This window comes from Pseudomonas sp. 2995-1, from assembly GCF_002742505.1.
Lineage (GTDB): Bacteria > Pseudomonadota > Gammaproteobacteria > Pseudomonadales > Pseudomonadaceae > Aquipseudomonas > Aquipseudomonas sivasensis.
Genome location: NZ_LJSA01000631.1, coordinates 1 through 263, shown reverse-complemented (window position 1 = coordinate 263; position 263 = coordinate 1). Strand labels below are relative to the sequence as shown.

Here is a 263-nt window from a genome sequence, read left to right as displayed (position 1 = left end):
CCTATAGAAAAGTTAGATGGGAAAGTTCGATTTAGATTCCGGGCTTCTTGCAGTAAGGGAACGTACATAAGAACGTTATCTGTAACTATTGGGGAAATGCTAGGATATCCTGCGCATATGTCTGATTTAACTAGAACAGCTTCTGGTATGTTCTCATTGGAGGAGTGTATATCCTTAGATGATCTTGCAAAAATGAATCAACAAGAACTAGCTAATAGCCTCATCTCCATAGAAGACACTCTCTCGACATACCCGAGTATTAC

The 263-nt window shown here is 39.5% G+C and carries 1 pseudogene; it reads left to right on the top strand.

What is annotated here, in order from left to right:
• Nucleotides 1-3: 3 nt before the first annotated feature.
• Nucleotides 4-263: pseudogene (locus tag AOA61_RS33065) on the top strand (hypothetical protein); the annotation flags it as partial.